Source organism: Ensifer sp. M14 (genome assembly GCF_003355565.1).
In the GTDB taxonomy this organism is placed as follows: Bacteria; Pseudomonadota; Alphaproteobacteria; order Rhizobiales; family Rhizobiaceae; genus Ensifer.
In genome coordinates, this window is the sequence record NZ_QJNR01000004.1 from 1,812,289 (window position 1) to 1,838,689 (window position 26,401).

Genomic DNA, 26,401 nt, shown 5'->3' on the forward strand with positions numbered 1-26,401 from the left:
ATCGAAGGTAAACTCTTGATCATCACGCGTATCCTTGGCGGTCTTGGCAACCAGATGTTTCAGTATGCCGCTGGCCGGTCGCTTGCGTCTGCAAGCGGACAAACGCTGAAGCTGGATCTGACGGAAATGCAAAGCTACAAGACCTGGGCTTTCGGGTTGGAGCAGTTTGCGATCGAAGCCGAAAGCGCTCGCCCGGAAGAAGTGCCGGCGCGGCCGGGCAGGGGGCTTCTCGGCAAGGTGAAGTCGCGTCTCCTTCCCAAGGCATCGGCCTGCATTGTCGCCAAGGAGCGAGCCAATACTTTCGACGCAGCGATCCTCGACTTGCGTGGTCCAGTGCACCTCCAAGGGTATTGGCAGACAGAGAAGTACTTTGCTTCGGTTGCAGATGTCGTTCGTCAGGAGTTCCAGCTGAATGCGCCGTTCAGCGCCGGGAGGCACGAGGTCTTGCGGCAGGTGCGCGCTGCCGATGCGCCCATCTCCGTCCACGTACGCCGCGGTGACTATGTCAGCAATCCCTCAGCCAACGCCGTTCACGGGACCTGCGAACCGGGGTGGTATGCCGAGGCGATGCGCCAGATGGCTGCGCGTTTCGATAACCCGACCTTTTTTGTGTTTTCCGATGATCCGGCCTGGGCGCGCGCCAACCTGCCGTCCTGGCCGTCCATGATCTTCGTGGCGCCTCAGGCGGATGGCAAGGACGGCGAGGATATGCATCTGATGGCGGCGTGCCTGGCACACATTATCGCCAACAGCACATTCAGTTGGTGGGGCGCGTGGCTCAATCCGCGAGCGGACAAGCACGTGATCGCGCCGGCACAGTGGTTCCGCTCGAAGGAGCACGATGCGAGCGATATCCTGCCTGCCAAGTGGCAGCGACTGTAAGTGCCACAACCGGGAAAGCTGTGGGCGACGTTGGCCAGCGAACTGGACGGCGGGTACGTGTTCGGTCACCCGTTTCGTCCTGGGCGGGTGGACGTCCTCAGATTCGGTAAAACCAAGCGGCGTGTCTGGGAATTCGCCGCTGTGGTTCCATGTACCGACATGCCAAGGCAGCCCAAGCTCGCTGCACATCGTCTGTGGGTAAGTGGCGGCTTCGTCTGTCGTCAGAACGCTGCCGGCACGGCTCGCATTGCTGCCCGCCGAATCAACTGGGTCCCGTCATGAGTGCGGCAAGGGGCAAGAGCCCCCCGCCGTCGCTACTTCCAATTCGTCCTGTCGAAGACCGAGCGCAGCAGTTCGAACTCCTGCTCAAGCGGGTAATGGTGGTTGCCGATGAAGAAGCCGGATTTGTCGACCGTATCGGCGTTCCGCAGGTCGCCGGAAATGGAATAGTCAAACCATTTGAGAACTTCGTTCTTGGCAAAATTACCCGCCACGATTGGCCGGACATCGACCTGCGCCTCGGTGAGCAACTGGAGCATGCTTTGCCGCGTCACGCCCGAGTCGGGTTCGACAATCAGGCTGAAGCCAAACCAGCTGCTTTCGCCGATTTCGCGCTGAACGCGCAGGAACGGATAGCGGCGCATCAGCTCCAGGAATTTTTCGGCGTTTTTCCGGCGCTCTTGGACGATGCTGGGCAGCTTGCGAAGCTGGGCCAATCCCAGAGCGCCGCTCATTTCCAGAGGGCGCAGATTGTAGCCGGGGAGCACGAAGCGGAACGACTCCGTAAACGGGTCATCGCTCTTGTCGGTCGTCACCCGGTTTACCTTCGGCAGGTTTCTTGTCCAGCCGTGGGCGCGCAAGGACAACATGACATGGAACAGTTCCTCGTCGTCAGTCACGACAAGCCCGCCTTCCATGGTGGATATGTGATGGCTGAAGAAGGAACTGAAGGACCCCATCAGCCCGAAAGTGCCGGCCTGCTTGCCTTCGTACAAGGCGCCCATCGACTCGCAATTGTCTTCGATGAGGGCGATGTCGCGATCGCCGATTATCGCTTTGATGCGGGCAAAATCATTGGGATTGCCGAGCAGGTTCACGGCCATGATCGCTTTTGTATCCGGCGTTATCGCCTGCGACAGCTGTTCGAGGTCGAAGTTCAGCGTCTGTGCGTCGATGTCCACAAAACGGAGCTTCAGCCCATACTGATGAAGCGGGTAGTAGGTCGTGCTCCATGACACTGCGGGAACGATGACTTCCGCTCCCGGCAGCAGAGGCGACGTCGAGCGATACCGCAGGGCGGCGATCATCAAGAGGTTGGCGGAAGAACCGGAGTTGACCATGACGCAATACTTGCTGCCGACATAGTCTGCAAAGGCCCGCTCGAACTGCGAAACCTTCTCGCCCATGGTAAACATGCCAGACTTTATCACCGTCTGGAGGGCTTCGTATTCTTCTTCATCCCAAGTGGAATTGGCTAACGGATAAGGCATATCAGGCTTCCATTGAAAGGTAGTATTCGTAGGTTTTGCGGATGCCGTCGCGAAGCGTCGTGCGCGGCGCCCACCCCAGCATTGTCTGTTTTGTCACGTCCAGCAGCTTGCGTTTCATTCCGACCGGTTTTGAGATGTCATGCGCAAAGGTGCCGTCATAGCCGACAACATCGGCAGCAACCTGGTAGTATTCGTTCACTGTAAAATCGTGGCCCAGGCCGATATTCAGCAAGCTCGGCATGGTCTCGAAGTTGGCGATGGCGAAGACGATCGCGTCCGCAAGATCTCCGGCAAACATGAATTCGCGCCTTGCCGACCCATCTCCCCAAATCTCGACGGATTTCTCACCGCGCAGCTTGGCGACATGCAGCTTGTGAATGATCGCGGGTATGAGATGCGAAACGCCCGGATCGAATTTGTCAAATGGGCCATACAAATTGCACGGTATGATCGTCTTGTAGTCGTATTGCGGGGTCTCTCTCGTCACGTATTCGCACAGGCGCGCAACGGCGCATTTGGCCAGAGCGTATCCTTCATTCGTCGGCTCGAGCGTCCCGCTCAGAACCTGGTCCTCTCGCAACGCATCTTCGCTGTTTCGAGGATACATGCAGGAGCTGCCCAAATTGAGCAACCGCGCCATGCCGGCCGATCGGGCCGCAAGGACGATGTTGTTTCCCATGGCCCAATTGTCGGAGAGGAACCGTACCGGGTGTTTGATGTTGGCCTGAATGCCGCCGACGACGCCTGCGGCGTGTATCACCAGATCGGGGCTCAATTGCTTCAGGACATTCTGCGTTTGGTTAAAGTCCAGCAGGTCGAGCTCGCTTCGGCCAGGGGCGACAATGTCGATACCGACATTGCGACACAGCGATACGAGGTTGCGCCCAACCATACCGCCGCCACCTGTTAGCAGGATTTTCGTCACTCTCGTATCTCGCTTCGCGGTTCGTGCGGGAGCACGGCAGGGTTACTGGCTTTCCATTTCGCGCAGGTCGTGTTCCACCATCTCCCTGACGAGATCTCTGACACCGATCTCATGCGACCAGCCCAGTTTCTCCAGGGCCTTGGACGGATCGCCAATCAACAGGTCGACCTCGGTTGGCCGGAAATAGCGTGGATCCACTTCGACGAGCACCTGGCCGGTCGCATCATCGATTCCTGTTTCCTCCACGCCGCTGCCTTGCCAGCGCAGGTTGATGCCAACATCGGCGAAAGCCCATTCGACGAAGGTCCGCACCTCGGTAGTTTTCCCCGTGGCGAGGACGTAGTCGTCGGCCTTGTCCTGTTGCAGCATAAGCCACATTCCGCGGACATATTCGCGCGCGTGGCCCCAGTCTCGTTTGGCGTCGAGGTTGCCGAGGTAGAGTTTGTCTTGTTTGCCGAGCTTGATGGCCGCGGCCGCGCGGGTGATCTTCCTCGTAACAAAGGTCTCTCCGCGCAGCGGGCTTTCGTGGTTGAAGAGAATCCCGTTCGAAGCGTGCATTCCGTATGCTTCGCGATAGTTTACGACAATCCAGTAAGCGTAGAGCTTTGCCGCGGCATAGGGGCTTCGCGGATAGAACGGCGTTGTTTCGCGCTGAGGGACTTCCTGGACCAGGCCATAGAGTTCGGACGTCGATGCCTGGTAGAACCGTGCCTTGTCGGTCAGCCTCAGGATGCGAATGGCTTCCAGCAACCGCAAAGTGCCGAGCGCATCCGAATTGGCGGTATATTCCGGCGTTTCGAATGAGACCTGAACATGGCTTTGTGCGGCCAGGTTGTAGATTTCGTCCGGCTGCGTTTCCTGCATGATCCGAATGAGGTTTGTGGCATCCGTCATGTCGCCATAATGCAGGAAGAAGCGCGCATTCTTCTCGTGAGGATCCTGGTAGATGTTGTCGATCCTGGCGGTATTGAAAGACGAAGACCGCCGCTTGATGCCGTGTACGATGTAACCCTTGTCCAGCAGGAGTTGTGCAAGGTAGGCGCCATCCTGCCCCGTGACGCCGGTGACGAGGGCGACCTTAGATTTCTCAGCCATACGAACTTGTCCCATGGTTAGCTATAAACTTGTGCCAGCGAATGAGAGCCACGCGGAACGGCGCCGTTTCTGTTGTTAGAATCTCGACCGTCAAATCTGCACACTCCAGACGTTGCAGCCTGTATATGAAAACAACGGCTCAATAAACCATTTGGCTGCAGCTTTACCGGCCTTCTCGTGACTTCGACCCGGCACGTTATAGACGACGAAGAAGAAATGATGAAGTTAGCCCGCAGGCCGGCCCTCAAGCGCCGCCCAGATGCCGGCGCGCGACGAGGCGCACCCTTTTTGAAGAAATAGCTAAAATAGCGGTTGCTGTCTGACCCGTCATCTTGTGCTATCCTTTGGTGCTGGCGGCCCGGGTGCCGGCGAGGCGGTGGAGATGCAGCGCAAGCTGGTTGCGATCATGGTGGCGGATTTCGTCGGGTCGACAGCGGCGATGGAATCCCATGAGGAAGAAGCCGTCGAGTGCGTCTCCGCCTGTTTGAGGGCGGTGGGCGATACGGTCGTGCGTCATGATGGCCGCGTCTTCAACACCGCCGGCGATGCGGTGCTTGCGGAGTTTACAAGCCCGGTCAACGCTCTTCGCGCGGCCATGGAGGCACGCAGCTCGCTTGCGGCGATCCCCGATGCCACGCCGAGCCACATGCGTTTCGGGTTGCACCTTGCCGACGTTTTTGCGGTCGGCGATGATTTGAGGGGCAATGGCGTCAATCTTGCCGCCAGACTGCAATCGAGCGCCGCCGCCGGCGAGATCGAGGTGTCCGAAGCGCTCTACCAGCAAGTGCGCCGGGCATCGCCCTGCGGCTTCGAGGAGATCGGCGAGCGTCGGTTCAAGGGGGTCGCCGATCCGATCCGCGTCTACCGGGTGGGCACGAACATCGATAGGCACCGGTTTCTCTCGGCGCCGACGCGCGAGGCACCGCCGGCCACGATGCGGCCGAATTCGGTCATCGTCACGCCTTTCGTCGCCTTTGTGGCAGGCCAGGACGACCAGTCCTTCCTGACGGAAGGCTTGACCGACGACCTCACCCTGGAGCTTGGCCGCCTGAAGAGCCTGTTTGTCAGTTCGCGCTCGGCCTCCGTGGCGTTGTCCACCCGAGATCCCGTCGAAGTCGGCAAGGCACTCGGGGTGCGCTACGTGGTCTCGGGCTCGGTGCGCAAGCTCGGCGGTCACGTCCGCCTCAATGTGTCGCTGTCGGAGACCATCCATGGCCATCTCGTCTGGTCGGACCGGATCGAGCGGCCGTTCGAAGAACTGCTCGTCGTCATCGACGAAGTGACAGCCCGCATCGCCGCGACTGTCGCGGGGCGGATAGAACAGGCGGAACTGGTTGCCGCGCGGCTGAAGCGCCCGGAAAACATGTCGGCCTACGAGTACTATCTTCTTGGGCTCGACCACCATCGCCTGATCGGCGTCGCCGACCGGCATATCGGCGAAGCCATGCGCTGGTTCGAGCGCTCGATGGATGCGGACCCGTCCTTCGGTCGGCCGGTCGCCATGCATGTCTGCGCCTGGAGCAATATGCCGGATTTCGACCTTTCGGCCGGCGAGCGCCAGGTCGCGCACGCGCTCGATCTCGATCCCACCGACCCGGACTCCCACCGCATCATGGGCGCGATCAAGTGCATGGAGGGCGACTTTGTCGCCTCGCGCCATCATCACGAGCGGGCGATCGAGCTGGCGCCCAACGATGCCTACATCGCCGGGCGATGCGCCGCCTTCTACACCTACGCCAACGAGGCGGAGCGGGCGTTGGAGTTGCTCGACCGGGCCGAGGCGCTGGACCCTTTCCTGCCGGTGTGGATCGTCGAGGAGCGGGTTGCCTCGCTCTATATGCTCGGCCGCTACGATGCGCTCTTCGCCGTGGCGCGGGCGCTGCCCTACCAGACCCGACGCACGCTGATCTACCGTATCGCCGCACGCATGGCGCGCGGCGATACCGGTCGGGCGCGCCAGTTGGTGGCGCAGATCCAGGCACTCGACCCGAAGCTGTCGGCCGGCTACATCCGCACACAGGAGTTCTTCCAGGACCGGGCGATCACCGAAGCGCTCATCGACAGGGTGCACGCTGCGGGCCTGCCGCTCGCTTGACGGTTGCTGCCGGGCGACACGGGGGTCGCCGGGTGACGCGGGGTCAACCGGGGGATGTCAGCTTGCGCGCGCCAGCGCCACGGCATCCGCGCCCGCCGGGAAATGCAATTGTTCCGAGGTGTCATTGACGGCGCGCCATACCGCGTCCGCCACATCGCTCTCCGTGGTGATCAGGGCCAGGTTGGCAAAGGCGGCGAAGATCGGCCGTGCGAACGCGGCATAGGTTTCCGGGATCAGGTCCTCGATGCGCACGCCGGTGTTCTGCGAAAACCGCGTACTCGGGGCGTAGCCGGGCTCGACCAGCTTGGCGCGCACGCCGAAGGCGGCGAGCTCGTGGGCAAGCGACCCGGTAAACCCTTCGATCGCCGTCTTGCTGGCGGTATAGGCGGCGGCCAGAGGCATGGCGGCGAGCGTAACGCTGGACGTGACGTTGACCACGACGCCGGACTTCCTGGCGCGAAACTGCGGGATCACCGCCTGCGTCATCGCCATGACGCCGAACGTGTTGGTCTCAAAGATCTTGCGCACATGTGCCATCGGCGTTGCCTCGAAGGCGCCGACCACGCCGATGCCGGCATTGTTGACGAGCGCATCGATCGGACCACTGGCCTCGAGCGCTGCCGAAATGCTTTCGGGCTCGGTCACATCCAGCCGCACGATGCGCATGCGGTCCGAACGCGGCAGGATATCCTCACGTGGGGTGCGCATGGTCGCGACCACGTTCCAGCCGTTGGCGTGGAAGAGGCGGGCGGTTTCGAGGCCGTAGCCGGATGAGCAGCCAGTAATCAATACGGTTCGCATGGTGATGTCCTTGGTCGGTTTCGATGATGCCAAGGTATCGATGAAATTCCGGACGATATATAATTGAAAATCCTTATTTCATTTGCAATAGTCCTGAAATGATCGACCCACTCTCGGAAATCATCACGCTGCTCAGGCCACGCGCCGTGTTTACGAAAAGCATCAGCGGTGCCGGCCGTTGGGGCGTGCGCTATTCCGACTTCGGTCACCCCGGGTTTTGCACCGTTCTCGACGGCGCCTGTCGTCTCGCAGTCGACGGCCAGGAGCCGCTGGTGCTTGAGGCGGGCGATTTCGTTCTTTTGCCGACGACACCCGGCTTCACCCTATCGGGCTTCGAGCCCGTGACGCCGACGTTCATCGATCCGAAGGCGGCGCCCATCCCGGGTGACGAGGTTCGCCACGGCGACCGCGATGGACCGGCAAGCGTGCGGCTGCTTGGCGGCTACTTCGTCTTTGCAACTGAGGATGCCGGATTGCTGGTGTCGTTGCTGCCGGCGCAGGTGCATGTCCGCGGCGCCGAGCGGCTTTCGATCCTGGTTCGGTTGCTGACGGAGGAAGCGGCCGAACGGCGCGCCTGCCGCGATCTGGTGCTGGCGCGTCTTGTCGAAGTGCTGCTGATCGAGGCGCTGCGGCTGACCCAGCGGCCGGATGCCTCGCCGGGATTGCTGCGTGGGCTTGCCGATCAGCGGCTCGCGGAAGCGATAAGGGCGATGCACGGCAACCCGGCGCGATCATGGACGGTCGCCGAGCTTGCGAAAGCGGCCGGGCTCTCGCGCTCGGCGTTCTTCGAAAGGTTCACCCGCAATGTCGGCGTGGCGCCGATGGAATATCTGCTCGGCTGGCGCATGGCGATGGCCAAGGATCTTCTGTGCAACCACAACGCCGAGATCTCCGATGTCGCCGAGCGGGTCGGTTACGGCTCGGCGAGCGCATTCAGCACGGCCTTCAGTCGCCATGTGGGGGAGGCCCCGGGGCGGTACGCGCGGGCGGAGACAGAGGGCTAGCCGGCTTGCCCGTTGCTGGCCTTGTGTCTGCCAGCAAGATCAACATGAAAAGCGGTGCGGCAGAGGGCAACTGAAAGCTCTTGTTGCATCCGTTTGGGCTTGGGTTTGCCGAAGCGGAGCTTGAGATCTCGTGTCAGGCGAAAACGTCTCTTTCTGCGAGACGGCATGGTCCGTCAGGATCGTGGGCAGGCAGGATGATCGTCGGTCGGAGGGCGGCAAACGATTTGATAGCCCGCAGCGTTGCACGCGCCGTCGTGGGATCGTTGGTGACACCATCGGTGCGTTCGGCACGCAGATTGTCCTGTGAATAGGTCGCATCGCCGGCGAGGAAATAGGCGACGTCTCCGGCCTGGACGATGACCGAGCAATGACCGCGGACGTGGCCCGGCGTCGGCACGAGGGCAATGCGTCCGTCCGTCGTGATCGGGTGTGATGTATGGAAGGGGCCGATCGGTGGACCATTCAGGTCCACCAGCTCCGGCGTCAGCCATATCGGCCAACGTTGCGGAAGGCAGCCCATCATCATTCCGCGCAACCCCGTCGAGACCGCGTAGTTTGCGCGTGGGCCAATGATCCGGTTGTGCGGGAAATGCTCGAGACCGCCGGTGTGGTCGTGGTGGAAATGGGTAAGGATCACGGCTGACAGGTCGCGCGCCGGATCGATCCCCAGGTTGCGCAGGCGCGGACCGATCTCTTCCTCGGGCGCGACCCGGATCGACACCTGCCGGTAAAACGGGTTCCATCCCGGCAGATAACCTGGCACCGAGTTGCGCCAGGTGTCGCCGGTATCGACCAGGAAACGCCCTTCCGGATGCTCGATCAGGAAGCAGAGTATGGGCAGCGGCTCGACCCAGTCCCTGTCACGAAAGATGTCGATCTTGCGGCCAATCGGCCCGCGATCATCGCGTCCGGTGCGTTGTGCCGTCTTCATTCGAGCCTTGCCTGTCTCGATCGCGGTGACCTTGATCATCGGGCGCTCCTAAAATCGAATGATCGTTCGTTTTTAACGCAACAGAGAACTCTTGTAAAGAACGGTCGTTCGTTTTATTAATTTACGATGCCGAAGATATCCGATGAAAAGCGTGCCGCCCGCAGGGCTCAGATACTCGAAGCCGCCTGGCTCTGCTTTCAGAAGCAGGGGCTGCAAGCCACGACGATGGATGACATCATCCGGGCATCGGGGCTCTCGGCCGGGGCGGTCTATTCCTACTACCCGAGCAAGGAGGAGCTCATTGTCGCGGCCGTGACGACCTCCCTGATTGGCCTGCAGGAACGGGTCGAGCCCATCCTCAAATCTGCGCCGCCGTCTCCGGATTTGTTCGTCGAGAAGATCACGCAGGCGATCTCCGACTTCACGACGCGCGAAGGCTACGACCTCAAACGCATCGCGCTGCTTGGGTGGAGCGAGGCGCAGCGCAACGAGCGGCTGCGTGAAACCATTCGGGGGTTCTATCTCGCGTTCCGTGCGCGTCTCGCCGATGTGGCTGTGTCATGGTGCAATGCCGGACTGCTGCGGAAGAGCGCATCGACAAGCGATGTCGCCAAGGTCGTCCTTGCCGAGATACTTGGCTTCGTGGTGCAGTCCGCGCTTCTCGGCGACGTCGAACCGAGGGACATGGCTCGCGGACTTCAGGATCTTGCAGCTGTGGAGGTCGACGGTGGCCCATGAAGCGCCTGTCGCCGCAGACCGCTCCTTCGTTGTCTACGTCACCTTGCTGCTTGTGCAAACCGGCGCTGCCAGTACGCTGTTCTGGATGATCTTTCCGTTGTTCCAGAAGCTGGTCATGCGCTCCGGCGAAGCCGAAGAGCTGGATATCTTCGTTGTGATTGGGGTCGTGTCTGCCGCGACCGTCATGCAAATGTGCTATTGGGCGCGATACCGGTACGTGGCCGTTTCATAGCTGCTTCGTCGGCCACCTCCTCATGTTCGCCAGCCGCGCCAGCTTCGTCTTCGGCGGCGCGCTGTTCTCGGTGATCTTCTTCCGCCATGTGCCGCAGCTCGAAGTCTTGCCGCCGCTTGGCCAGGGCATCGCTAAGACGCTCGGTGTCATGGCCGTACTGTTCGCGCTCTTCTGCTATTCGCTTGAACTGGAGCGGCTCGGAAAAGTGATCGAAGAGCAACGGCACGAACGGAATGCAGAATGAATGCCCGCGCGGCTGATCAACCCGGGTCAAGTCGCCTGGGTTTGAAGATGAAGCCAGGCCTACGTTATCCGTGCCAGGTGCCGGGGCATCATCAAATGATAGGCGGCTTCATTGCATGCAAAATAAGCCTCCACCTCTGTGGGGGCGTGACTTTTCTATGGCGGAGATTTGGCGCACCCGACAGGATTCGAACCTGTGACCTTTGGAATCGGAATCCAACACTCTATCCAGCTGAGCTACGGGTGCATCCGTTTGCAGCGAGGCCGCCGAAGCGGGCTGTGAGCGGTTCATAGCTTAGCTTGCGCGTCGCTTCAATGGTGAAATGACGGAGTTCGCAGGGGAATTTGCGAAGGACCGCAAATTGCTGCCAAGGCGACCAGTCGAATGGGCCACTTGAACAAGTCTCGGCAGGTGAGGGGAGGAGGAGCGAGTGTCGGCTTGCGACATGTATGAGCTGGCAGCGCGGGAGAGGGGAGTGTTGCGAATCCGGGAGGTCGGCATGGGCCTTGCACCTTGCGGCTGCTTGCCCTCCGCGTCCTCACGCGGCGCTTCCTTGTTTCGAGGCGGAGCCACGTGGGCATCAAAAGGAATGGCCCGGCGAGTGCCGGGCCATTCGGTACTTTTGGTTAGGCGGTCTGCATCGCGCCGGGGCCGGGGATCGCCTTGGGCGGGACCTTGCCCATGATGATCATGCCGAGCACCTCATCCTTGGTCACATCTTCGGTGCGGGCCTGGCCGACGACCTGGCCGTTCTTCATCACCGACACGCGGTCGGCGAGGTCGAAGACGTCGTGGATGTCGTGGCTGATCAGGAAGATGCCGATGCCTTCGCGCTTCAGCTGCTTGATCAGCTCGCCGACCTGGGCGGTTTCCTGGGGCCCCAGGGCTGCTGTCGGCTCGTCCATGATCAGGATGCGGGCGTCGAACAGGATGGCGCGGGCGATCGCCACCGATTGCCGCTGGCCGCCGGAGAGCGCCTTCACCGGTTCCTTGAAGCGCTGGAAGTTGGGGTTGAGGCGCCCCATCACTTCGCGGGCCTTGGCCTCCATCGCCACGTCGTCGAGCGTACCCCAGGGGGTCCTGAGCTCACGGCCGAGATAGAGGTTGGCGGCCGCATCGACGTTGTCGGCGACGGCGAGCGTCTGGTAGATCGTCTCGATGCCGTATTTCTTGGCGTCGCGCGGGTTGCTGATGTCGGCGGCTTCGCCATTGATCAGGATCTCGCCGCCGTCGCGCTTGTAGGCGCCCGACAGGATCTTGATCAGCGTCGACTTGCCGGCGCCGTTGTGGCCGAGAAGCGCCACCACTTCGCCGGGGTAAAGGTCGACGGAGGCGTTGTCGACCGCATGGATGCCGCCGAAGGAGATGGAAATGTTCTTCATTTCCACGAGCGGAGTGCGTTGGTCTTTCATTGGTCGGACCCCTTCTTACTTGGCACGGGCGCGGTAGATGGTGTCGAGCCAGACGGCCACGACAAGAACCACGCCGACGACGATGCGCTGGAACGGACTGTCGATCCCGAGCAGCACCATGCCCGACTGCAGTGATTGCATGACGAGGGCGCCGATCATCGCGCCGGCGATCGTGCCGACGCCGCCGGCAAGCGACGTGCCGCCGATAACCGCGGCTGCAATCGTGTAGAGCTCGTCGAGCTCGCCTTGCGCGTTGGTTGCGGCATTGAGGCGGGCGGTCGAGATCGCAGCGGCGATGGCGCAGAGCACGCCCATCAGCATGAAGATCTTGACGGTGACCCAGCGGGTCTTGATCCCCGCAAGTTCGGCTGCTTCAGGGTTGCCGCCGAGCGCAAAGACGTAACGGCCGAAGCGCAGGCGGGTGGCGATGAACGTCATGACGATGCCGACGGCGATGGCGACCAGCACGGGGATGGCGATGCCATGCGAGATCATGAGGCCGCCGTCCGGCCAGGCGATGCCGTTGGCATCGGCATATTTGCGGGCGATGTTGACCGGCCAGTAATAGTGGTTGGCGATAGCGACGGCACCCATCACCAGGATGCAGCCGAGGATGCCGAGGAAATATTCGGCCCAGACCGGCCGCAGCGGAAAGCCGAAGCGCTTGCGCTGCTTGCGCGAGTTGAGGATGGCGCCGACGATGGCGATACAGGCGATGATGCCGACGATCCAGCTGGCAGTTGCCCCGATCGACCCCTCGGTGCCGCCGCCCATCAGGCGGAAGGTGGAATTCATCGGCGCAACGGTCTGGCCGCTGGTGACGAACCAGGTGGCGCCGCGCCAGACGAGCAGGCCACCGAGCGTGACGATGAAGGCCGGCACGTTGAGGAAGGCGATGATCGAGCCCTGGAGCGCGCCGATCGCAGCACCGACGGCGATGCCGCAGGCAAGCGTGATGATCCAGATGGCGGGATGCTCAAGCCCGAGATATTGCGGCAGGACTTTTACCTGCATGACCGCCATGATCATGCCGCAGAAGCCGAGCACGGAGCCGACCGACAGATCGATGTTGCGGGTGACGATGATCAAGACCATGCCGGTCGCCATCACGGCGACGGACGAGGTTTGAACCGTCAGGTTCCAAAGGTTGCGCGGCGTCAGGAACAGGCCGCCGGTCATGATTTCGAAGCCGAGCCAGATAATGGCCAGCGCGCCGACCATGCCGAGCAAGCGGGTGTCGATCTCGGTGGCGCGGAAAAAGCGCTTCACCGGGTTCTCGTCTGCATTGCGGGCCCGGTTGGCCTGGGTTCTTTGTGTCTGGTTGCCCTGTGTGATGTCGGCCATGGACGTGCCTTCCCCCCACTTTCTGTTGATGTCACCGCATCCGCCGGCGCCAAGAAGCCGGAATGGGACGCGACAAGTCTGATGATGAAGACAGCTGTCGAGCGCTTCTGTCGTTCGTGCCAATGCGTGCCCGAAGGTCTTGCCACATTGTCCGCCCCGGCCGCACCTTGCGCAAGCGCCGCAACGGAGTGCGTTGCGGCGCTTGTCTTAAGGTCAGAGCTCAACCCTGTCCGGGCGGCTTATTTGCACGCAGCGACGTCGCCCTTGACGCCCTGGCAGGCTTCGTCCTTGGAGATCCAGCCGGCGTCGATGACGACGTTGAGGTTCTCCTTGGTGATCGGAAGCGGTGCGAGGAAGACCGACTGCATGGCGACGCCCTTCGGGCCGCCGTTGAAGGCGGTCACGCCGGCAATTTCTTCCATCTTCTTGCCGCTTGCGAGTTCGGCCGCGATTTCAGCAGCGCGCTTGCCGAGTTCACGCGAGTCCTTCCAGACCGAAACGGTCTGGGTGCCGAGGGCTACGCGGTTGAGGGCCGCCTTGTCGGCGTCCTGGCCCGAGACCGGAACGGAACCGGCGAGGCCCTGGGCGTCGAGGGCTGCGATCGCGCCGCCCGCCGTGCCGTCGTTGGAAGCGACGACCGCGTCGACCTTGTTGTCGTTGGCGGTCAGGAACTGCTCCATGTTCTTCTGAGCGTTTTCCGGCTTCCAGCCGTCGGTGTAGGCTTCACCGACGTTCTTGATCTTGCCGGCGTCGACGGCTTCCTTCAGCACTTCCATCTGTCCGGAGAACAGGAAGTCGGCGTTCGGGTCGGCAGACGAGCCCTTGATGAAGACGTAGTTGCCTTCCGGCTTGACCTTGAACACTTCGCGAGCCTGCATGCGGCCCACTTCCTTGTTGTCGAAGGTGATGTAGAAGGCGGCCGGATTTTCGATCAGGCGGTCATAGCCGACGACCGGAATGCCTTCGGCAGCAGCCTTTTCGATGGCCGGGCCGATGGCGTCGCTGTCCTGTGCAAGCACGATCAGGGCGTTGGCGCCCTGGGCGATCAGCGACTCGACGTCGGTCAGCTGCTTGGCAGCGGAAGACTGGGCGTCGGCGGAAATGTACTTGTCGCCGGATGCCTCAAGCGCTGCCTTGATGGCAGCTTCGTCGGTTTTCCAACGCTCTTCCTGGAAGTTGGACCAGGAAACGCCGACCACCAGGTCCTTGGCGATGGCAGCGGAATGCATCGACGCGATGATGGCAGCCCCTGCCATCAGCTTCAAAACGGATTTCATTTATTCCTCCCGAGTGGCGGCCGGCTGAGCGTGCGAACCTCCCGCACCATCCTCGACCAGCCTTGCAACGCTGTCGAAACGCCACCGAAACATCGTCCGGCTTTATTTTCTCGACAGTCGAGAAAATGAATGTCAGAGAATCCGGGACCTGTCAACACGGGCAGCCCGGTTGCACTCGACGTCTGAATGCACCCGCTCCCGATGCGCGCAACCGCTGCGCCACAAAGGGTGCAGGGCTCCCGCAGTCGGTCAAGAAAGGATTGTTGTGTCATTTCAACCGATCTCCGCGACGATCACCGGATGGTTACCGAGAGCCTTGCCCGCTGGCTCGGCGGATCTTGGTCGGCGGCCCGGCAATGCAACTCGCGGCAAAGCCTCTCCGGCCGACGCCGAACAGGGCGATTGCGGTTGCCTGGCGTGTGAAATGGCCTGTGGATTATTTCTCGACAGTCGAGAAAATCAATGGCAGAGATTGGCAAGGCTGTCGACAAGGCCGTCAGCGCCTTGCTTCGCCGAACGGCAGATGCTTTGGGAGGGCATGTGTTCGAAGGACCCGCCACCGGCAAGGACGTATGATGCTGACCAAGTCCAGCACTGAACTCGTGCGTCAGCAAAACAGCGCTATGGTGCTTGCCGCGCTCCGGCGCGCCCGCAATCTTTCCCATACCGAAATTTCCGCGGCCACCGGGCTGGCGTCCGCGACCGTGTCGGCGATCACGGCCGAGCTCGAGCGGGCCGGCGTCATCGCCAAGGCCGAGCAGCAGGTGCAGGGCGGGCGCGGGCGTCCGCGCGTGCTGTTCACGCCGCGCCGCGACTGCGGCTATGTCATCGTCGTGCGCATCTCCTCCGACGTGGTGCAATATTCACTGACTGACTATGGCGGCACGCTGCTCGACCGCTTCGAGGAGAGCCGCAATCACGACCAGCGCGGCACGACCGCCTTCGCGCAGATCTTCGTCGAAGCGCTGGAGCGCTTGCTGCAGCGTTCGCGCCTCACGCGTGACCGTGTGCTCGCCGTCTCCATCAGCAGCAAGGGGCTGGTTGATGTCGACAACGATGCCGCGCGTCTGCTCTGGTCGCCGGTGTTCGGCAGCGAACAGCTCGATTTTGCCGCACTGCTTGCGCCGCAGTGGCGGGCGAAGGTGATGCTCAACAATGAGACCTTGCTGGTGGCGCAGGCGCTGGCGGCGGAAGCGGAGCGCGCGCCGGCGGCGGGTTTCCGATCGCTTGCTGCCATCTCGCTCGGCCACAGCATCGGCCTCGGCGTTGCCCGCAAGGGCAGGTTCGGCGAGATCGACGTGACGGCGCCAAACTTCGGGCACATGCTGCATGCGCCATCGGCGGGATTGTGCCGGTGCGGGGCCTATGGCTGCATCGAAGCCGCCGCCGGGTTCTACGGCATCCTCAGGGCAGCGTTCGAGGTGCCGCCCGATACGATCCCCGCAAAGTTCGTGCCGATTGCAGAGATGGACAAGATCGCGGCGAGTGCGCGACAGGGGCATCGCATGGCGGGCTATGCCTTTCGGCAGGCCGGACTTGCACTTGGCAACGGCATATCGCGCATGCTCAGTCTTTATGAGCGCATGCCGATCTACGTCACCGGCCCCGGCACACGCTACTTCGACCTCTTGCACGGCGGGCTGGTGGAGGGTGTGTCCCAGTCTCTCCAGCTCCGGCTTCAGGGGCCGCCCGAAATATCCGTTGTTCTCGACGAACAACGGCTCGTTTTCGACGGACATCTCGAGCGCGCCTTGGGCGTGATCGATAGCGAGATCGCCACGGCCTGACTGCCACGCGTGTGGCGCGCTATGACGCAACCATTTTTGGGGTTGTATCAAGGGCGAGCAAACGGGCCAATACAATTTACAGTTATTTAGCGACTCCTTGTCAAGCTATCGTTGACGCGGGAGACGATCATGTTTTCAGTGATTGCATGCATACGCGATGACCACGATTGGCGCCTGGTGCTGGTGGCCGCCGTGGTTTGCCTGGCGGGTTGTGTCGCAACCATGCTGCTGCTGTTGCGGGCCCAGCGAAGCGAAGGCAACCAGCGCGCTCTGTGGGGCGCTGCCAGTGGTTTTGCCTGCGGCATCGGCGTCTGGTCCACCCATTTCATCGCGATGCTTGCCTATGATGGCGGTATGACGGTTTCCTACGGCGCATCGGGAACAGCGCTCTCCATTGCGGTGGCCGTCGCGGCTGCCTGGGTCGCGTTCACGGTCGGTCTCGGTGCGCGCTCGCATTACGCTCTCGCGTCAAGCGGGGTCATCCTGGGTGTCGGTATCGCCGCCATGCACTTTACCGGCATGCAGGCGCTCGAGATGCCCGGCCACATCGTCTACGATACCAGGTTCACGGGCTTGGCCATCGTTGCGGGCACCTTGCTGGCATCGGCAGCGCTTCATGCCTTTCATGTGTTGCGCAATGTCCGCAGGCTGGTGGTTTCGACCCTGCTGCTCGTTGTTGCCATCTGCGTCCTCCACTTCACGTCGATGAGCGGCGTTACGCTGGTGCCGGCGCCGGATATTCCTGCAACCGATGTCATTCATCCCGCCTGGCTTGCCGGCGGGGTCATCGCCGCCTCGACGATGCTGATCATCCTGGCTTTCGGCGCGGTGTTCGTCGACCGCCACCTGACCGACCTGCGCGGGCTGGCCAATGCATCGCTCGAAGGCATGGCCATCGTGCACGAAGGCCGCGTCATCGACGCCAATGAGCGCTTTGCGCGGTTGGCGGGATACAAGGTCGCGGAGCTTGCCGGCCGAAAGCCGGCGGAGATTTTCGCCTTTGGCGAGGAGGGGCTGGAGGGCCACCATCGCGGCGACGGCCCGGGGGAGATCGACCTGGTCAATGTGGCCGGGCAGTCCGTTCCGGTCGAGTTCACCTGTCGGATGATCGAATATCGCGGGCGCGAATGCGAGGTGATCTTCGTGCGTGATCTCAGCGCGCGCAAGGAAGCGGAACGCACCATCGAACATCTGGCGCATCACGATGCCCTCACCGACCTTCCCAATCGTGGTTTCTTCGACCTCCGCCTTACCCAGGTCATGGCGGCTGCGGCGGCGAAGGACGAGCAACTCGCGATCCTCTGTCTTGACCTCGATCGGTTCAAGGCGGTCAATGACATCTTTGGCCACGGCGAGGGGGATCGCATCCTCAAGAAGGTTGCCGACATCCTGCGCAAGGCGGTCGGCGAGGGGGATACCGTCGCCCGGCTTGGCGGTGACGAGTTTGCCATCCTTCAGGTCGGGGGCGAGCAACCGGAGGCCGCCCGTCATCTGACAGACCGTATCCTGACGTTTTTTGCCGCGGAGATGGATACGAACCGCGATCCGACCGCCGTCGGCGTCAGCATCGGTGCTGCGATCTACCCTGCTGATGGTGACACCGCCGACCGGCTGCGAAACAATGCCGACACCGCTCTCTACCGTGCCAAGCAGTCGGGCAAGGGGATTGCCTGCTTCTTCGACACGGAGATGGACGAAACCGTGCGCACGCGCCGGCAGATTGAAAACGATCTGCGCCACGCCGTGCTTCGCCGGCAGCTCTTCCTTGAATACCAGCCGCTCGTCGACCTGCGTGGCGATCGGATTGTCGCCTACGAAGCGCTTCTGCGCTGGATGCATCCCGAGCGTGGCCTGATCAGTCCCGATGTCTTCATCCCCATCGCCGAGCAAAGCGGTTCGATCATCCAGATCGGCGAATGGGTGCTGGAGCAGGCCTGCCGGGAGGCGGTGAAATGGAACGAGCCCTTGCCGGTGTCGGTCAATATCTCACCGGTGCAATTCCTGCTTCCCAATCTGTTCGACCAGATCTTCGGCATCCTGCGGCGCACGGGATTGGAGCCGCGCAGGCTGGAGCTGGAGATCACCGAGGCTGCCCTTCTGCACAATCGCGAAGATGTCCTTGCCACCCTCGGACGACTGCGCATCCACGGGGTGCACATCGTCATGGACGATTTCGGTACCGGGCATTCCTCGCTCAGCAACCTGCAGACCTTCCCGTTCGACAAGCTGAAGATCGATTGCAGTTTCACGGCCCTGATCGACAAGGACCCTTCGGCGCACGCGATCGTCCGGGCGATCATTGCGCTCGGCAACAGCCTCAACCTGCCTGTCGTGACCGAGGGCGTGGAAACGGAGCGGCAAAAACAGATCCTGGTCGACGAAGGCTGCCTGCAGGTTCAGGGGTTCCTCACCGGCAGGCCGGGTGTTGCGCCGAGCACGGGGCAGGAGGAGCAGGTAGGAGAATGGGCGACAGCGGCGCTGCGCGCCGACGGCTGAAGCGGTAGCCTGAAAACGCCAACGGCCGAGCGCCATGCGCCCGGCCGTCTATTTTTGAGGCTTGCCTACAGCGCCGCGCGTCTTATCAGACGCGCAAAGGTCGCTGTAAGACTTTGAACTGCTGCATGTTTTTGTCCTTACATCGGTTACGAATTTAGGAACATGCAGTAGGTCTTAACCGACGCTGATCTGGCGCTTTTCCACGACCGACTTTACCGCCGCGTCTGCAAGCGCCAGCGCTGCCAGGCCATCCTTGCCGGAAGGCGTGATTTCCGTGCCCTTTTCGATCGCGGAGATGAAGCTCTCGATCTCGTTGGCGTAAGCTTCGGTGTAGCGGGTCATGAAGAAGTCGTGCAGCGGCGGGCGGGTGTAGCCGTCGCCATTGGCGATTTCGATCGAGACCGGGCGCTGGTTCTCGGCCGAGACGACACCCTTCGAACCATGCACCTCGATGCGCTGGTCGTAGCCGTAGGTGGCGCGGCGCGAGTTGGATATGATCGCCTGCTTGCCGGATGCAGTCTGCAGGATCACCGAAACGCTGTCGTAGTCGCCGGCTTCGCCGATCGCCTTGTCGACGAGCACGGCAGCGGTCGCCGTGACCGATACCGGCTCTTCGCTGAGCAGGAAGCGCGCCATGTCGAAGTCATGGATGGTCATGTCGCGGAAGATGCCACCCGAACGCTTGATGTAATCGACCGGCGGCGCGCCGGGATCGCGCGAGGTGATCGTCACCATCTCCACATCGCCGATCTTGCCGGCGTCGATGGCCTTGCGAACGGCCATGAAATGCGGATCGAAGCGGCGGTTGAAGCCGACCATCAGCTTGCCCTTGGTCTCGGCAACCACCTTCATGCAGGCCCTGACGCGATCGACATCGAGATCGATGGGCTTTTCGCAGAAGATCGCCTTGCCGGCGCGGGCGAAACGCTCGATCAGGTCTGCATGGGTGTCGGTCGGCGTGCAGATGACGACGGCGTCGATATCGGCCGACTTTTCGATTGCCTCGATGGTGCGGACCTCGCAGCCATAGGCCTTGGCGATGGCATCGGCGGCCGCCGGGAAGGCATCGGCAACGGCGACGAGCACGGCATCGGGATTGCCGCTGACGGCCTTTGCGTGAACCTTGCCGATGCGTCCGGCGCCCAGAAGACCAAATCTCACTGTCATCTCAATTTCTCTCGAATTCCGGTACGCGACCGGGAAGGGGCGTGATGATCGGCGCTCATCGCGCAAAGGCGCCGCGGAAGGGCAATTCCGCGAATCGGTTGCAAGGTGTCTGTCGGCAATGTTGCGCCAGCGGATGCCGCGCGCCTTCCTCTCCCTCGCTCGCCCCTTTCTCCCGCACGGCACTTTGAAATGTGCATTCGGAATGAAAAGGTCGATGAAATCATTTTCAGAATTTTTATTCCATTTTCATGGTATCCGTCAAGGGCGTGCAACGGCCGCGGGCTTGCGGCAGCGGGTGCATTTCCCCTACAAGAAATCCTTTGCCGAATTCGAGCGCAAGCAGCCAGAGGACAGGATGATCAAACTCATCGACCCGGACCACGCCTTTTACCGTCCCCTGTGGCGCCGGATCTTGATATTCCTGGTCTGTGCGGGGTGGGCAGCGCTTGAATTTTATCACGACCAGCCGTTCTTCAGCATCATTGCGCTCGCGATCGCTGCCTATGTCGGCTCTTCGCTTTTGCTGTTCTACAAGCCGACCGACAAGGCTGCAGGTGTTGAGAGTACTGCTGCGAAAGACGAAGCGCCAAAGGCCGACAACGACGCCTGAAGGGAAGTCAAGCCGCCAGCAACTGACGTGATGCCTCGTCGATCAGCATGTTGGCGAGCTTCATCCGCACCGTGGCGTTGGCACGAAAATCCTGCGGCAGGCGGTCGGGATGATTGGCCGCGGCAAAGCTCCGCCGCTTGGCGGCAAGCGTTGCGAGTGTTTCCCGGTCGCCGAGGTCCAGTTCTTCGGCAACTTCTTCAAGGCTGGTGCGATTGAGAAACTCCGGCATCGGCTCTGCCGGGGGCGGCTCGACGAACGACGTATCGAAATAGGCGCGCTCGACCGCGCTGCGCGCAGCCGATCCGCTCTCGTTGGCGCTGGCGACGAACGTGGTTGCGAACGAAGGCGCGCGCGGCGTCGCGGCAATTGCCGTTTCGGCGGTTCCTTCCTCGTCTTCGTCCGTCTTCAGCCGCTCGAGCACGGACTGAAACACCGACATTCCAAACATGCAACCTCCGCCAATCCGGCGCAAAATGCCGGATGGAGATTATCCCAGGCTGATCAACATGGTTGATCATGCCGGGCTGATCAGGCTGATCAGGCCCGCCCCTGCTTGAGAATGAGATCGTAGAGCAGCTTGGCGCTCGGCGGCAGAGCGCGTCCCTCGGCGGTGATCAATCCATAGGGTTTGATACGGATCGGAATCTCGGTCTTGAGGATGCGGATTTCGCCGGCCGGCGTGCCGTTGTCGGCGATCAGGTTGGCGACGTCGAGCGCCACCGGCGCGATCGCATTGGTGTTGCGCACGATCGACAGCGTCAGGATGATCGAGGAGGTGTTGATCACGGTCGCCGGTAGCCGCACGCCGGCGGACATGAAGCTGTCTTCGACCGCGCGACGCAGCAGCGTTCCCGGCGGCTGGAACACCCAGTCGTAGGCGGGGAGATCCTCGGCATCGGCGACGGTTTTTTCGAGCAGCGGGTGGCCGTCGCGCACGATCAGGCAGACCTCCTCATAGCCGATCTCGACCATGTTGAAGAGCCTCGGGCTGAGATCGTCCGGGATGCGCCCGACGACGAAGTCGTGGCGAGCGGCGAGCAGCTCGCGTGTCAGCACGTTGCTGTTTTCGATCTGGATGTTGATCTCGATGCCGGGATAGGCCGTGATGACCTGGCGGATCGCCGGTACGGCGAGGTTGAGCGCCGGTCCGGTCACCGAGCCGATCGACACCGAGCCGCCGCTGCCAGTCTTCAATTCGTTGATTTCGCGCGAGGCCTCGCGCAGTTCTAGAAAGATCGTGCGCGCCCGCCGCGCCAGCGCCTGGCCGTAGCGGGTCAGTTCCACGCCGCGTGCGACTCGCTCGCAGATCGGCGCCTTCAGGATCGTCTCGATCTCCGCGAGCATGCGCGATGCGGCCGGCTGGGAGATGCCGAGGGTCTCCGCAGCCGCACTGATGCGACGATGATCGTCGATCGCCAGGATCAGCCGGAGGTGATTGATCTTCAGGCCCGAGCGAAACAGCCCGCTGTCGAACTGTTCGGCAGCAACCCCTGTGGCGCCGGACTTTCCGTCTTTGATCATCGCAGGCAATCCAGTTTTCAGGATGTTTCAAAAATCACACTGTTTTTGAGTATTATATCAAAAATGGTATGGTAGCAAAGCGATATTGTATTTGACAGTTATGGCTTTTGATTCCAGTTTTTTCCCATGTGCCAGTGCATGTGGGAGCATGCGGGCGGGGAGGACTTCCTTCACCTCAATCCACCGCCGGAGACGCGATCTCCGGGCCGGTGGATCGCTGCGCATAGGACGGGGAGGCTGCGGGCCTGCCGGCTTCAACACTTTTGGGAGAGACCAGATGAAACTGATTACTTCGCTTCTCGCAGCGGCCGCGATCTCTGTCGCGTCGTTTGCGGCACCCGCCTTCGCTCAGGACAAGGGCGCCGTTGGCATTTCCATGCCGACGAAGACCTCGACCCGCTGGATTTCCGATGGCGAGACCATGGAGAAGCTGTTCAAGGAAGCCGGCTACACGCCGGACCTGCAGTTTGCCGACGATGATATCCCGAACCAGCTTGCCCAGATCGAAAACATGGTCACCAAGGGGGCCAAGGTTCTCATCATCGGCGCCATCGACGGCACGACGCTTTCCGACATCCTGCAGAAGGCCCATGACGCAGGCGTCAAGGTCATCGCCTATGACCGTCTGATCCGCGATTCGGGCAATGTCGATTACTACGCCACCTTCGACAACTTCCAGGTCGGCGTGCAGCAGGCAACCTCGCTGGTGCAGGGCCTGAAGCTCGACGGCGCGACCGAGCCGAAGAACGTCGAACTGTTCGGTGGTTCGCCTGACGATAACAACGCCTTCTTCTTCTACGATGGCGCGATGTCGGTCCTGCAGCCGCTGATCGACAGCGGCAAGATCGTCGTCAAGTCCGGCCAGAAGGGCATGGATCAGGTCGGCACGCTGCGCTGGGAGGGTGCCGTCGCACAGGCCCGCATGGAAAACCTGCTGTCCGCCAACTACACCGATGCCAAGGTCGATGGCGTTCTTTCGCCTTATGACGGTCTGTCCATCGGTATCATCTCGGCTCTGAAGGGCGTCGGTTACGGCTCCGGTGATATGCCTATGCCTGTTGTCACCGGCCAGGACGCCGAACTGCCGTCGGTCAAGTCGATCCTTGCCGGCGAACAGTATTCGTCGATCTTCAAGGACACGCGCGAACTCGCCAAGGTCACGGTCGGCATGGTCAACGCGATCATGGAAGGCAAGGAGCCTGAAGTGAACGACACCAAGACCTACGACAACGGCGTCAAGGTCGTTCCGTCCTACCTCCTGAAGCCGGTTGCGGTCGACAAGTCCAACATCAAGGATGTGATGGTCTCCTCCGGTTACTACACCGAAGATCAGATCAACAACTGATCGGACGACGTACAGGGGGTCCGCGATCCTTCGCGGACCCTTTTATCCAGGTGAGAGAGACTGTACTCTCTTGTCGACTGCCGCTGGAATGACTGAACATGGACAATATCATTCTCGAAATGCGTGGCATCACCAAGACGTTTCCTGGCGTCAAGGCGTTGGACAATGTCAGCTTCAAGGTTCGCGAAGGTGAGATCCACGCTCTGGTCGGTGAAAACGGCGCCGGCAAATCGACGCTAATGAAGGTACTGAGCGGCGTCTATCCCGCCGGTACCTACCAGGGCGAGATCTATTACGACGGCGAGCCCCGCCGCTTCTCGACCATCTCCGACAGCGAAGACCTCGGCATCATCATCATCCATCAGGAACTGGCGCTGGTTCCGTTGCTGTCGATCGCCGAAAACATCTTTCTCGGCAACGAGATCGCCACCAATGGCGTGATCCATTGGCCGCAGACCTTTGCCCGCACCCAGGAGCTCCTGAAGAAGGTAGGCCTGAGCGAACCGCCGGCGACGCTGATCACCGACATCGGCGTCGGCAAGCAGCAACTGGTCGAGATCGCCAAGGCGTTGTCGAAGAAGGTCCGGCTCCTGATCCTTGACGAGCCGACCGCTTCGCTCAACGAAACCGATTCCGATGCGCTTTTGAAGCTCCTGATGGAGTTTCGCGCGCAGGGCATGACCTCGATCATCATCTCTCACAAGCTGAACGAGATCCGCAAGGTCGCCGACCAGATCACCATCCTGCGCGACGGCGGTGCTGTCGAAACGCTCGACTGTAAGACCGAGGATGTCGGTGAAGACCGGATCATCAAGGGCATGGTCGGCCGCGCCATGGAAGACCGTTACCCGCCGCGCGAGCCTGATATCGGCGAGACGCTGCTGGAAGTGAAGAACTGGAACGTCTTCCACCAGCATCACCGCGACCGGCAGTTCCTGCACGACGTCAATTTCACCGTGCGCGCCGGCGAGGTCGTCGGCATTGCCGGCCTGATGGGTGCCGGGCGAACCGAAACAGCGATGAGCATCTTCGGCAAGTCCTGGGGCCACAAGATCACCGGCGACGTTTTGATGCGCGGCAAGCCGGTCGACGTCAGCACCATCCCGCGCGCCATCGATGCCGGCCTTGCCTATGTCACCGAAGACCGCAAGCAGCTGGGTCTCGTGCTGATCAACAACATCAAGGAGAACACGACGCTCTCCAACCTGAAGGCGGTGGCGTCCAACGGCGTGATCGACGATCGCAAGGAGGTCAAGGTCGCCTCCGATTATCGTTCGAAGCTGCGCATCCGTTCTCACTCGATCTATCAGGAAACGGTCAATCTTTCCGGCGGCAACCAGCAGAAGGTGGTGCTGTCGAAATGGCTGTTCACCAATCCGGAGGTCCTCATCCTCGACGAGCCGACACGCGGTATCGATATCGGCGCGAAGTATGAGATCTACACCATCATCAACCAGCTTGCAGCCGAGGGCAAAGGCATCCTGATGATTTCATCGGAAATGCCGGAACTGCTTGGAACCTGCGACCGCATCTACGTCATGAACGAAGGCCGTATCGTCGCCGAGCTTTCGAAGGCGGAAGCGAGCCAGGAATCCATCATGCGTGCCATCATGCGTTCAGGGGAGAAACACTAATGGTCGCCGATACGAGCAACCAACCAAACAAACCCTCGATCGGGGACTATCTCAAGAACAACATCCGCGAATACGGCCTGCTGGTCGCGCTCGTGGTCATCATGCTGTTCTTCCAGTTCGTCACCAATGGCGTCCTGTTCCGCCCGGTCAACATCACCAACCTGGTGCTGCAGAACTCGTTCATCGTCATCATGTCGCTGGGCATGCTTTTGATCATCGTTGCCGGTCATATCGACCTTTCGGTCGGCTCGATCGTCGCCTTCATCGGAGCGATATCGGCGATCATGCTGGTCAAATGGGGCCTGCCGGCGATCGTCGTCATCCCCGCCTGTCTGATCGTTGGCGGCATCATGGGGGCGGCGCAGGGCTATTGGGTCGCTTACCAGAAGATACCGTCGTTCATCGTCACGTTGGCCGGCATGCTTGTCTTTCGCGGGCTCACCTATGTGGTGCTCGGCGGTCGGCCGATCGGCCCGTTCCCGAAGGAATTCCAGCTGCTTTCGACCGGCTTCGTCCCGGATTTCCTCTACTTCCTTAATCCCAAACCCGACCTCATCCAGAACATGGTGGCGTTGGTGGCGGTGCTGGCGCTTGTCGGCTATGCCATCTATGCAGGCGTGCGCAATCGCCGGGTCAACGAGCAGCACGGCAGCGAAAACGAGCCCTTCGTCTTCTTCGCCATCCAGATGGCGGTTATCGCCGTCGTTGCATTGTTCATCGGCTATCAGCTTTCGACCTATCGCGGCCTGCCGAACGTGCTGATCGCCATGGGCGTGCTGATCGCGCTTTACACCTTCGTCACCACGCGCTCGACGGTTGGTCGTCGCATCTATGCCATGGGCGGCAACGTCAAGGCGGCGAAACTCTCCGGCATCAACACCGAGCGACTGACCTTCTACACCTTCATCAACATGGGCGTTCTGGCAGCACTCGCCGGCATGATCATCACCGCGCGGCTTAATTCGGCGACGCCGAAGGCCGGTGTCGGCTTCGAGCTCGACGTCATTGCTGCTTGCTTCATCGGCGGCGCTTCCGCCTCCGGTGGTGTCGGCAAGATCACCGGCGCGGTGATCGGCGCCTTCATCATGGGCGTGATGAACAATGGCATGTCGATCATGGGCATCGGCATCGATTACCAGCAGCTGATCAAGGGTCTGGTGCTGCTCGCTGCCGTCTTCTTCGACGTCTACAACAAGAACAAGGGCTGACGAGCGACCGGAACGCCCGGATCGAACAAGTACCATTGAGCGGGCAGCTTCGGCTGCCGGGAGTGACAGCCTGGACTGTCAGGATTGGGTGGCGCGAGCCACCCGAGGGGCGGCTGTTTGCCTGAGACCAGGTGAGAGCATGGCCCATACGATGCAAGGAAGG

23 protein-coding genes and 1 tRNA gene are annotated in these 26,401 nt (G+C 61.4%); 12 read left to right on the forward strand and 12 right to left on the reverse strand.

Annotated features, from left to right (window positions below; translation table 11 throughout):
• Positions 1-15: 15 nt before the first annotated feature.
• Positions 16-882 (forward strand): alpha-1,2-fucosyltransferase, encoded by an 867-nt coding sequence (locus BLJAPNOD_RS08630; RefSeq protein ID WP_115419522.1) that lies wholly within the window; start codon positions 16-18, stop codon positions 880-882.
• Positions 883-1,196: 314 nt separating this feature from the next.
• On the opposite strand, the gene BLJAPNOD_RS08635 is transcribed toward BLJAPNOD_RS08630, so the two are convergent.
• From BLJAPNOD_RS08635 to gmd, 3 genes are read right to left on the reverse strand one after another with little or no spacing between them, the layout of a single operon-like run.
• Positions 1,197-2,372 (reverse strand): DegT/DnrJ/EryC1/StrS family aminotransferase, encoded by a 1,176-nt coding sequence (locus BLJAPNOD_RS08635; RefSeq protein ID WP_115419523.1) that lies wholly within the window; start codon positions 2,370-2,372, stop codon positions 1,197-1,199.
• A 1-nt stretch (position 2,373) separates the two neighbouring features.
• Entirely contained in the window at positions 2,374-3,297 is a 924-nt protein-coding gene (locus BLJAPNOD_RS08640) for a GDP-L-fucose synthase (RefSeq protein WP_115419524.1), read from the reverse strand.
• A 42-nt stretch (positions 3,298-3,339) separates the two neighbouring features.
• The gene (gene gmd / locus BLJAPNOD_RS08645; RefSeq protein WP_115419525.1) at positions 3,340-4,392 is read right to left on the reverse strand and encodes a GDP-mannose 4,6-dehydratase; all 1,053 of its coding nucleotides are present in this window, start codon (positions 4,390-4,392) and stop codon (positions 3,340-3,342) included.
• A 382-nt stretch (positions 4,393-4,774) separates the two neighbouring features.
• Here gmd and BLJAPNOD_RS08650 point away from each other — a divergent pair, with 382 nt between their 5' ends.
• The gene (locus tag BLJAPNOD_RS08650) at positions 4,775-6,487 is read left to right on the forward strand and encodes an adenylate/guanylate cyclase domain-containing protein (protein ID WP_077503326.1); all 1,713 of its coding nucleotides are present in this window, start codon (positions 4,775-4,777) and stop codon (positions 6,485-6,487) included.
• A gap of 57 nt (positions 6,488-6,544) precedes the next feature.
• On the opposite strand, the gene BLJAPNOD_RS08655 is transcribed toward BLJAPNOD_RS08650, so the two are convergent.
• A complete protein-coding gene (locus BLJAPNOD_RS08655; protein ID WP_115421205.1) occupies positions 6,545-7,288 on the reverse strand; it encodes an SDR family oxidoreductase in 744 nt (247 codons plus the stop codon).
• Between the two features lie 98 nt (positions 7,289-7,386).
• On the opposite strand from BLJAPNOD_RS08655, the gene BLJAPNOD_RS08660 reads away from it, so the two are divergent.
• The gene (locus BLJAPNOD_RS08660; RefSeq protein ID WP_115419526.1) at positions 7,387-8,292 is read left to right on the forward strand and encodes an AraC family transcriptional regulator; all 906 of its coding nucleotides are present in this window, start codon (positions 7,387-7,389) and stop codon (positions 8,290-8,292) included.
• A 133-nt stretch (positions 8,293-8,425) separates the two neighbouring features.
• On the opposite strand, the gene BLJAPNOD_RS08665 is transcribed toward BLJAPNOD_RS08660, so the two are convergent.
• A complete protein-coding gene (locus tag BLJAPNOD_RS08665) occupies positions 8,426-9,262 on the reverse strand; it encodes an N-acyl homoserine lactonase family protein (protein WP_115419527.1) in 837 nt (278 codons plus the stop codon).
• An 87-nt stretch (positions 9,263-9,349) separates the two neighbouring features.
• Between BLJAPNOD_RS08665 and BLJAPNOD_RS08670 the strand changes: the two genes are divergently transcribed.
• The 3 genes from BLJAPNOD_RS08670 to BLJAPNOD_RS35920 are packed head-to-tail and all read left to right on the forward strand — an operon-like array spanning position 9,350 to position 10,437.
• Positions 9,350-9,961, forward strand: a complete 612-nt coding sequence (locus BLJAPNOD_RS08670; protein WP_115419528.1) for a TetR/AcrR family transcriptional regulator — start codon at positions 9,350-9,352, stop codon at positions 9,959-9,961.
• A complete protein-coding gene (locus BLJAPNOD_RS35915) occupies positions 9,951-10,193 on the forward strand; it encodes a hypothetical protein (RefSeq protein ID WP_244610899.1) in 243 nt (80 codons plus the stop codon). The genes BLJAPNOD_RS08670 and BLJAPNOD_RS35915 overlap by 11 nt, the downstream gene beginning before the upstream one ends.
• Positions 10,194-10,215: 22 nt before the next feature.
• Positions 10,216-10,437: a hypothetical protein gene (locus BLJAPNOD_RS35920; protein ID WP_244610900.1), complete on the forward strand. Its 222-nt coding sequence runs from the start codon at positions 10,216-10,218 to the stop codon at positions 10,435-10,437.
• 169 nt (positions 10,438-10,606) lie between these two features.
• Here BLJAPNOD_RS35920 and BLJAPNOD_RS08680 read toward each other — a convergent pair.
• The 4 genes from BLJAPNOD_RS08680 to xylF form a co-directional block, all read right to left on the reverse strand.
• Positions 10,607-10,683: transfer RNA gene (locus BLJAPNOD_RS08680), tRNA-Arg, on the reverse strand.
• A gap of 380 nt (positions 10,684-11,063) precedes the next feature.
• Positions 11,064-11,849: an ATP-binding cassette domain-containing protein gene (locus BLJAPNOD_RS08685; RefSeq protein WP_025428054.1), complete on the reverse strand. Its 786-nt coding sequence runs from the start codon at positions 11,847-11,849 to the stop codon at positions 11,064-11,066.
• A 15-nt stretch (positions 11,850-11,864) separates the two neighbouring features.
• Positions 11,865-13,193, reverse strand: a complete 1,329-nt coding sequence (locus BLJAPNOD_RS08690; RefSeq protein WP_115419529.1) for a sugar ABC transporter permease — start codon at positions 13,191-13,193, stop codon at positions 11,865-11,867.
• Between the two features lie 239 nt (positions 13,194-13,432).
• A complete protein-coding gene (xylF, locus tag BLJAPNOD_RS08695) occupies positions 13,433-14,470 on the reverse strand; it encodes a D-xylose ABC transporter substrate-binding protein (protein ID WP_077503332.1) in 1,038 nt (345 codons plus the stop codon).
• 575 nt (positions 14,471-15,045) lie between these two features.
• Between xylF and BLJAPNOD_RS08700 the strand changes: the two genes are divergently transcribed.
• Together BLJAPNOD_RS08700 and BLJAPNOD_RS08705 are read left to right on the forward strand one after the other, a co-directional pair.
• Positions 15,046-16,257 carry an ROK family transcriptional regulator gene (locus BLJAPNOD_RS08700; RefSeq protein WP_115421206.1) on the forward strand — a complete coding sequence of 404 codons (1,212 nt, stop codon included), beginning with the start codon at positions 15,046-15,048 and terminating at the stop codon, positions 16,255-16,257.
• Between the two features lie 129 nt (positions 16,258-16,386).
• On the forward strand, positions 16,387-18,753 hold the full coding sequence (locus BLJAPNOD_RS08705) for an EAL domain-containing protein (protein WP_115419530.1): 2,367 nt from the start codon (positions 16,387-16,389) through the stop codon (positions 18,751-18,753).
• Between the two features lie 174 nt (positions 18,754-18,927).
• Here the strand turns inward: BLJAPNOD_RS08705 and iolG are convergent, their stop codons facing one another.
• Positions 18,928-19,920: an inositol 2-dehydrogenase gene (iolG, locus tag BLJAPNOD_RS08710; RefSeq protein WP_115419531.1), complete on the reverse strand. Its 993-nt coding sequence runs from the start codon at positions 19,918-19,920 to the stop codon at positions 18,928-18,930.
• Positions 19,921-20,134: 214 nt separating this feature from the next.
• On the opposite strand from iolG, the gene BLJAPNOD_RS36465 reads away from it, so the two are divergent.
• Complete coding sequence (locus tag BLJAPNOD_RS36465) at positions 20,135-20,530, forward strand: hypothetical protein (protein WP_343215796.1); 396 nt, start codon at positions 20,135-20,137, stop codon at positions 20,528-20,530.
• A 7-nt stretch (positions 20,531-20,537) separates the two neighbouring features.
• On the opposite strand, the gene BLJAPNOD_RS08720 is transcribed toward BLJAPNOD_RS36465, so the two are convergent.
• Positions 20,538-20,978, reverse strand: coding sequence for a hypothetical protein (locus BLJAPNOD_RS08720; RefSeq protein WP_115419532.1), 441 nt, complete (start codon positions 20,976-20,978; stop codon positions 20,538-20,540).
• 89 nt (positions 20,979-21,067) lie between these two features.
• Entirely contained in the window at positions 21,068-22,051 is a 984-nt protein-coding gene (locus tag BLJAPNOD_RS08725) for a LysR family transcriptional regulator (RefSeq protein ID WP_115419533.1), read from the reverse strand.
• A gap of 277 nt (positions 22,052-22,328) precedes the next feature.
• On the opposite strand from BLJAPNOD_RS08725, the gene chvE reads away from it, so the two are divergent.
• From chvE to mmsB, 3 genes are all read left to right on the forward strand, one after another.
• Complete coding sequence (chvE, locus tag BLJAPNOD_RS08730; RefSeq protein WP_115419534.1) at positions 22,329-23,396, forward strand: multiple monosaccharide ABC transporter substrate-binding protein; 1,068 nt, start codon at positions 22,329-22,331, stop codon at positions 23,394-23,396.
• Between the two features lie 98 nt (positions 23,397-23,494).
• Positions 23,495-25,030 (forward strand): multiple monosaccharide ABC transporter ATP-binding protein, encoded by a 1,536-nt coding sequence (mmsA, locus tag BLJAPNOD_RS08735; RefSeq protein WP_077503338.1) that lies wholly within the window; start codon positions 23,495-23,497, stop codon positions 25,028-25,030.
• Positions 25,030-26,238 (forward strand): multiple monosaccharide ABC transporter permease, encoded by a 1,209-nt coding sequence (gene mmsB, locus BLJAPNOD_RS08740; RefSeq protein ID WP_115419535.1) that lies wholly within the window; start codon positions 25,030-25,032, stop codon positions 26,236-26,238. The genes mmsA and mmsB overlap by 1 nt, the downstream gene beginning before the upstream one ends.
• Positions 26,239-26,401: the final 163 nt, after the last annotated feature.

What these genes read in the sequence shown, in the direction of transcription:
- BLJAPNOD_RS08635 (WP_115419523.1), bottom strand. Translation starts at nt 2,372, where the DNA reads ATGCCTTATCCGTTAGCCAATTCCACTTGGGATGAAGAAGAATACGAA.
- gmd (WP_115419525.1), bottom strand. Translation starts at nt 4,392, where the DNA reads ATGGCTGAGAAATCTAAGGTCGCCCTCGTCACCGGCGTCACGGGGCAG.
- BLJAPNOD_RS08650 (WP_077503326.1), top strand. Translation starts at nt 4,775, where the DNA reads ATGCAGCGCAAGCTGGTTGCGATCATGGTGGCGGATTTCGTCGGGTCG.
- BLJAPNOD_RS08655 (WP_115421205.1), bottom strand. Translation starts at nt 7,288, where the DNA reads ATGCGAACCGTATTGATTACTGGCTGCTCATCCGGCTACGGCCTCGAA.
- BLJAPNOD_RS08660 (WP_115419526.1), top strand. Translation starts at nt 7,387, where the DNA reads ATGATCGACCCACTCTCGGAAATCATCACGCTGCTCAGGCCACGCGCC.
- BLJAPNOD_RS08665 (WP_115419527.1), bottom strand. Translation starts at nt 9,262, where the DNA reads ATGATCAAGGTCACCGCGATCGAGACAGGCAAGGCTCGAATGAAGACG.
- BLJAPNOD_RS08670 (WP_115419528.1), top strand. Translation starts at nt 9,350, where the DNA reads ATGCCGAAGATATCCGATGAAAAGCGTGCCGCCCGCAGGGCTCAGATA.
- BLJAPNOD_RS35920 (WP_244610900.1), top strand. Translation starts at nt 10,216, where the DNA reads ATGTTCGCCAGCCGCGCCAGCTTCGTCTTCGGCGGCGCGCTGTTCTCG.
- BLJAPNOD_RS08685 (WP_025428054.1), bottom strand. Translation starts at nt 11,849, where the DNA reads ATGAAAGACCAACGCACTCCGCTCGTGGAAATGAAGAACATTTCCATC.
- BLJAPNOD_RS08690 (WP_115419529.1), bottom strand. Translation starts at nt 13,193, where the DNA reads ATGGCCGACATCACACAGGGCAACCAGACACAAAGAACCCAGGCCAAC.
- xylF (WP_077503332.1), bottom strand. Translation starts at nt 14,470, where the DNA reads ATGAAATCCGTTTTGAAGCTGATGGCAGGGGCTGCCATCATCGCGTCG.
- BLJAPNOD_RS08700 (WP_115421206.1), top strand. Translation starts at nt 15,046, where the DNA reads ATGCTGACCAAGTCCAGCACTGAACTCGTGCGTCAGCAAAACAGCGCT.
- BLJAPNOD_RS08705 (WP_115419530.1), top strand. Translation starts at nt 16,387, where the DNA reads ATGTTTTCAGTGATTGCATGCATACGCGATGACCACGATTGGCGCCTG.
- iolG (WP_115419531.1), bottom strand. Translation starts at nt 19,920, where the DNA reads ATGACAGTGAGATTTGGTCTTCTGGGCGCCGGACGCATCGGCAAGGTT.
- BLJAPNOD_RS36465 (WP_343215796.1), top strand. Translation starts at nt 20,135, where the DNA reads ATGAAATCATTTTCAGAATTTTTATTCCATTTTCATGGTATCCGTCAA.
- BLJAPNOD_RS08720 (WP_115419532.1), bottom strand. Translation starts at nt 20,978, where the DNA reads ATGTTTGGAATGTCGGTGTTTCAGTCCGTGCTCGAGCGGCTGAAGACG.
- BLJAPNOD_RS08725 (WP_115419533.1), bottom strand. Translation starts at nt 22,051, where the DNA reads ATGATCAAAGACGGAAAGTCCGGCGCCACAGGGGTTGCTGCCGAACAG.
- chvE (WP_115419534.1), top strand. Translation starts at nt 22,329, where the DNA reads ATGAAACTGATTACTTCGCTTCTCGCAGCGGCCGCGATCTCTGTCGCG.
- mmsA (WP_077503338.1), top strand. Translation starts at nt 23,495, where the DNA reads ATGGACAATATCATTCTCGAAATGCGTGGCATCACCAAGACGTTTCCT.
- mmsB (WP_115419535.1), top strand. Translation starts at nt 25,030, where the DNA reads ATGGTCGCCGATACGAGCAACCAACCAAACAAACCCTCGATCGGGGAC.